Raw genomic sequence first — 4,918 nt, forward strand, 5'->3', positions numbered from 1 at the left:
AGCGCGTTCTCGTCCTCGGCTGGCTTGTCGGCTTGCCGGTTCCGTTCATGATCATCTGGGCCCCGAGCTGGGGATGGGTGATTGCGGCCAATGCGCTGCTCGGCATCAACCAGGGGCTCGCCTGGTCGATGACGGTCATCATGAAGGTCGACCTCGTCGGCCCGAAATCGCGCGGCCTCGCCGTCGGCCTCAATGAATTTGCCGGTTACCTGGCCGTCGGCGTGACGGCGTTCCTCACCGGCTATCTTGCCTCGCGGTACGGTCTGCGTCCCGTGCCCATCTATCTCGGCATAGGCTACGCCGTAATCGGCGCCGTGCTGTCGATCGTGCTCATCCGCGACACGCGCGACCACCTCCGGCTGGAGGCATCCGCTCACGGACAGCAATCCGTGCCGATCGGCTTCCGGGAGGTATTTGCGCTGACCTCGTTCAGGGATCGCAATCTGTTCGCGGCGTCGCAAGCGGGCCTCGTCAACAACCTCAACGACGGCATGAGCTGGGGTATTTTCCCATTGTTCTTCGCCTCCTTCGGGCTTGGCGTCGAGCGCATCGGCATCCTGAAGGCGATCTACCCCGCGACCTGGGGAATCCTGCAGATCGTCACCGGCCCCTTGAGCGATCGCTGGGGTCGCAAAGGCCTGATCGTCGCCGGAATGTGGATCCAGGCCGGCGGCCTGTTTCTCACCGCGGCTACCAGCCGGTTCGAGTGGTGGCTCGTCGGCAGCCTTCTGCTCGGCCTTGGAACGGCAATGGTCTATCCAAGCCTGATCGCCGCGGTTTCCGACGCCTCGCATCCAAGCTGGCGCGCCCGCTCGCTCAGCGTTTATCGGTTCTGGCGCGACCTCGGCTATGCGATCGGCGCGCTCTCAGCGGGGCTCATCGCCGATCGCTTCGGGCTCTCATGGGCGATCACGTCGATCGCCGCTTTGACGTTTCTCTCCGGCGCGATTGTTGCCATTGCAATGCAGGAAACCGCCAAGCGCTAGCTGGCCTGAATGATCTTTTTCATCTGTTGCCGGTCTTCCGGCGACCACTGCTCGGGGTTCTCCTGATGAGCGATGGCGGCGTGAAGCTCGATGTGTTTCCAGAGTTCAGTCTCAATCTCAGCCGTGAACGATCCTGAACAGGCATCCATTCCAGGGTAGTCCTTGCACCGATATGAATAGGCCATATCTACGCCTCCCTGGTTTGCCGGGTTAGCAGGCGAGGAAGTGGCGCGCTTGTCGATTCACAGTTTTCGAATGCCAGGGCGCCTCTAGCCGAAGTTCGGCTAGCGTGTTCTCCTATTCAGCTGGCGACATAGGGCGACGGCTGTTCAACTCGGCAAGCGACTGGCTGGTGACAACGATTGCACCTTGAACAGCGAGCGCTGCCATGATGCCGGCGACAGCTGCGTCAGGCCAGCCGGAGCCGGTTCCAAAGACACCAGCGGCGGCAGCCAGGACAGCGAGGTTGCCGAGTACGTCGTTGCGAGTGCAAATCCACGCAGAGCGCATATTCGCATCGCCGCTCCTGTGGGCCCATAGAAGACCAAATGAAGCAGCGTTCGAAAGCAAGGCAGCAAAGCCGACTGCGCCAATCGTGAAGGCCCCTGGCAGCGTGCCGTGAACCGTGTTCCAAACCGCTATCCCTATGACCCAGGCTGCGAACAGTCCCATGGTTGCGCCTTTGACCAGCGCTGCGAGGGCGCGATAGCGAAGCGCCATGCCAACCACAAAGAGACTGATCGCGTAGTTGCCGGCGTCGCCAAGGAAATCGAGCGCATCGGCCTGTAGCGAGGCAGAGCCAGCCGCAACGCCAGCGCCGATCTCGACCGCAAACATTGCTGAGTTGATACCCAGCACCGCCCAGAGAACACGCCTGTATGATGCGTCTTCATCCGTAGCCGGGTGATTGTCGTGATCGGCTCCGCAGCATTGAGCGCCCATCACCATCTCCCATGCTTTTCCTCTAGGCATATAGGTGGTCGGCCGATATGTGAAAGCTTAACAGCCCTTGGTGCCCGCGCCAGCTTTCAGGGTTTGGCGGCAAGGATCGACACGCTTTTGACGCCGAACTTGCGGCTAGCCCCCTTCGCGTTCTGCGAAATGAACTCGTAGGCCGGATTGTCCTCGCGCTTGACCACGCGAAGGCCGGCGTGTTCGATCTTCGTGCAATAGTCGTCCTGCTGCGCGGCACCGCCGATGCACGCGGCCCACAGCGTCGAGTTGCACACGATATTTTCCGGCAGTTGCACCTCGGTGACGATGTCGGAGATGGCGAGACGGCCGCCGGCGCGCAACAGTCGAGCTGTTTCCTGAAAGACAGCCTGCTTGTCGGTTGCAAGATTGATCACCCCGTTGCTGATGACCACGTCGGCAATCCCTGCGGGCAGTTCAACGTCCTCGATATAACCCTTCATGTAAGTGATGTTATCGAAGCTGTGACTGTCGCGCAGGCGGGATGCTTTCGCGAGCTGTTCGTCGGTCATATCCACGCCGATCACTTTCCCCGTCGCGCCGACCCGCAACGCCGCGATGAAGGTATCCATACCGGAGCCGCTGCCGAGATCGATCACAGTTTCTCCCGGCTTCACGTCGGCGAGATGAAAAAAGTAACCGACACCAGCGAACGATTCGATCGCCTCTGCCGGTATCCGATCGAGGTCTTCAGTGCTGTAGCCCAACCGCTCCGCCAGCGATCGACCCATCTCGAAATGAAACTCGCCTTTCGGGTTCGTGGCGACGTCGCGGTACATGGCCTTGACTTTTGACTCCAGGTCCTTCCGATCGAAGGGCACGCTCGCTGCGCTGGTCATTTCCTCCTCCCTGTACCCCTCCTTTCGACAGGATACTGCATGACGAGAATTCAGTGAATGACCCAAGCGCAAAGCAAGCGCGCCAGCGTTAGCGCTCCGCCATGGCGACCGCAACTTCTGTACCGGAAAGGAAAGCTGGTGCGGCGACAGAACCGATTGTCCAGCTAGGCCGAACAGGTCGGCGATTATGCCGGCCGACAGGGCGCCGATCGCGTAACCGTCCGCCATGACATAGGTGGTCGGCCGACGGATGAAAGCAACTCAACCCTTGGTGTCCGCGCCCGCCTTCACCGATGCCACCAGCTGGATCGCCGGGCGCTCGCCCGGCGCATTGGTCCTGGCGACGACGACGCGGTCGCGGCCTTCGGCCTTGGCATCGTATTGCGCGTGGTCGGCCGCGTTGGTGAGCTCGGCCCAGCCCGCGCCATGCTCGGGATAGGCGGCGACGCCGAATGAGGCCGTCACGGTGCCGAGCGTGCGGCCGCGATGCGCCAGATGCAGCTGCTTGATCGCCTGGCGCAGCGCCTCGGCGCGCTGGGCGCCCTCTTCGAGCGATGCTCCCGGCATGACCAGCGCGAATTCCTCACCGCCATAGCGCGACACGACATCGCTGTCGCGGGCATGCTCGATGAGCGTTGCGGCGACCTGCTTCAGCACGAGGTCGCCGGCTTCGTGGCCGAACGTGTCGTTGAACTGCTTGAAGTGGTCGACGTCGAGCATGATGATCGCCAGCGGCTGGCTCGAGCGCTCCATGCGCCTGAGTTCGCGGCTGCTGGTTTCCTCCAGATAGCGCCGGTTGAACAGGCCGGTGTTCGGATCGCGGATCGATTGCTGCCTGAGCGTCTCGCGCAGGCGCAGATTGGCCAGCGCCAGCGCCAGCGTGTCGACGACGCCGCGCAGGATCTGCTGCCGCTCGGCCAGCCATTGCGGCTTTTCGGCTGCGTTCGGCTCGCACAGATGCAGGATGCCCAGCGTCTCGCCTTGCGCCGCCAGCGGCATGCAGACATAGCCCTTCTTGCCGTTCTCGGTGATGTGGGCGCAGCGCGGCGTCAGCATGCCCGGGCCGGCGACATGCTCCTGGCCACGCCGCAGCGCCCAGCAGTCCTCCGGCGCGAACTGGTTGACGCTCGAGCGGACGTCGCCCCAATGCGCCATCTCCTCCACCAGGTTGCGCGAGGCGCTGGTCAGGTGCACGCTGCCGCTCAAGCCGCCGAGGAACTCGGTCATCGCCGTGCCGACCACCGAGAAGGCCTCGGGGAAGGTCACGCAGGCCTGCAGCAATTCGCCGAGCTTGACCAGCCGCGTCGTGGTCTCCGATTTCTCGTGCAGCTCGCGATTGAGGACCGCCAGCTGGTCGGCGCGCTCGTTGACGACCCCTTCGGCGCGGCGCAGCTCGCTGATGTCGTTCAGCGTCAGCACCAGGCCGCCCTCCGACCGGCTCAGCGGGCTGCAACTGGCGATGACAGGCAATTGCGAGCCGTCCGACATGGTCAGCCGGACTTCGCCCTGGTGCTGGCGTCCGGTGGCCAAAGCCATCTCGACGGGCGACGTTCCGCTGGCGAAGTCGCCGCCTCTCGGGTCTTGCAGCTTCAGCGCCGCGTCCCATTGCAGGCCGACGATCTTGTCGGCGCGCCGGCCGATCATCGTCGTGGCCGCGGGATTGACGCTGGCGATGCGGCCGTCGCCGTCGAGCACCGCGATGCCCTCGGCCGCCGTCTCGACGATGTCCTCGATATGCGCCCGCGCCGACGCGAGCTGGTCGGCCATCGTGTTGAAGCCGTCGGCCAGTTGTCCGAATTCGTCCTTGCGGTCGTGGCGGATGCGCGTCAAGACGTCGCCCTGCGCCAGCGCCTGCATGCCGTTCATCATGTCCGAGAGGCCGGCGCCGAAACGGCGGAGCAGCACCCAGGCGAAGCCAGCCGCGACCAGCATGGCGGCGGCGGTGCTGAGGCCGACCATCCACAGCAGGCTGTTGGTGCGCTGCTCGGCGGCATGCAGCACCGCATCATATTCCAGCAGCACGGCGCCGACGATCGTGTCCTCGCCCTGTTCTATCGGAACGGCCAGGATGGCGTTCACTTCCTCCGGGTCGATGAACTTGCGCGGGACGCCGTCCTGCAG

5 protein-coding genes are annotated in these 4,918 nt (G+C 63.7%); 1 reads left to right on the plus strand and 4 read right to left on the minus strand.

The window, feature by feature from the left end; genetic code table 11:
• Positions 1 to 986, plus strand: a 986-nt coding sequence (locus tag EOA33_RS24190; protein ID WP_145989257.1) for an MFS transporter, incomplete at its 5' end; no start/stop codon positions are given.
• Here the strand turns inward: EOA33_RS24190 and EOA33_RS24195 are convergent.
• The 4 genes from EOA33_RS24195 to EOA33_RS24210 all read right to left on the minus strand — a co-directional run.
• Complete coding sequence (locus EOA33_RS24195) at positions 983 to 1,171, minus strand: DUF1059 domain-containing protein (RefSeq protein ID WP_127406768.1); 189 nt, start codon at positions 1,169 to 1,171, stop codon at positions 983 to 985. The two genes, EOA33_RS24190 and EOA33_RS24195, sit on opposite strands and share 4 nt — an antisense overlap.
• A gap of 112 nt (positions 1,172 to 1,283) precedes the next feature.
• Positions 1,284 to 1,934: a cation transporter gene (locus EOA33_RS24200; protein ID WP_348628257.1), complete on the minus strand. Its 651-nt coding sequence runs from the start codon at positions 1,932 to 1,934 to the stop codon at positions 1,284 to 1,286.
• A gap of 80 nt (positions 1,935 to 2,014) precedes the next feature.
• Positions 2,015 to 2,797, minus strand: a complete 783-nt coding sequence (locus tag EOA33_RS24205; RefSeq protein ID WP_127406769.1) for a methyltransferase domain-containing protein — start codon at positions 2,795 to 2,797, stop codon at positions 2,015 to 2,017.
• A 261-nt stretch (positions 2,798 to 3,058) separates the two neighbouring features.
• On the minus strand, positions 3,059 to 4,918 hold a 1,860-nt coding region (locus EOA33_RS24210), incomplete at its 5' end, for a diguanylate cyclase (RefSeq protein WP_127406770.1).

This window comes from Mesorhizobium sp. M4A.F.Ca.ET.050.02.1.1 (assembly GCF_003997725.1).
In the GTDB taxonomy this organism is placed as follows: Bacteria; Pseudomonadota; Alphaproteobacteria; order Rhizobiales; family Rhizobiaceae; genus Mesorhizobium.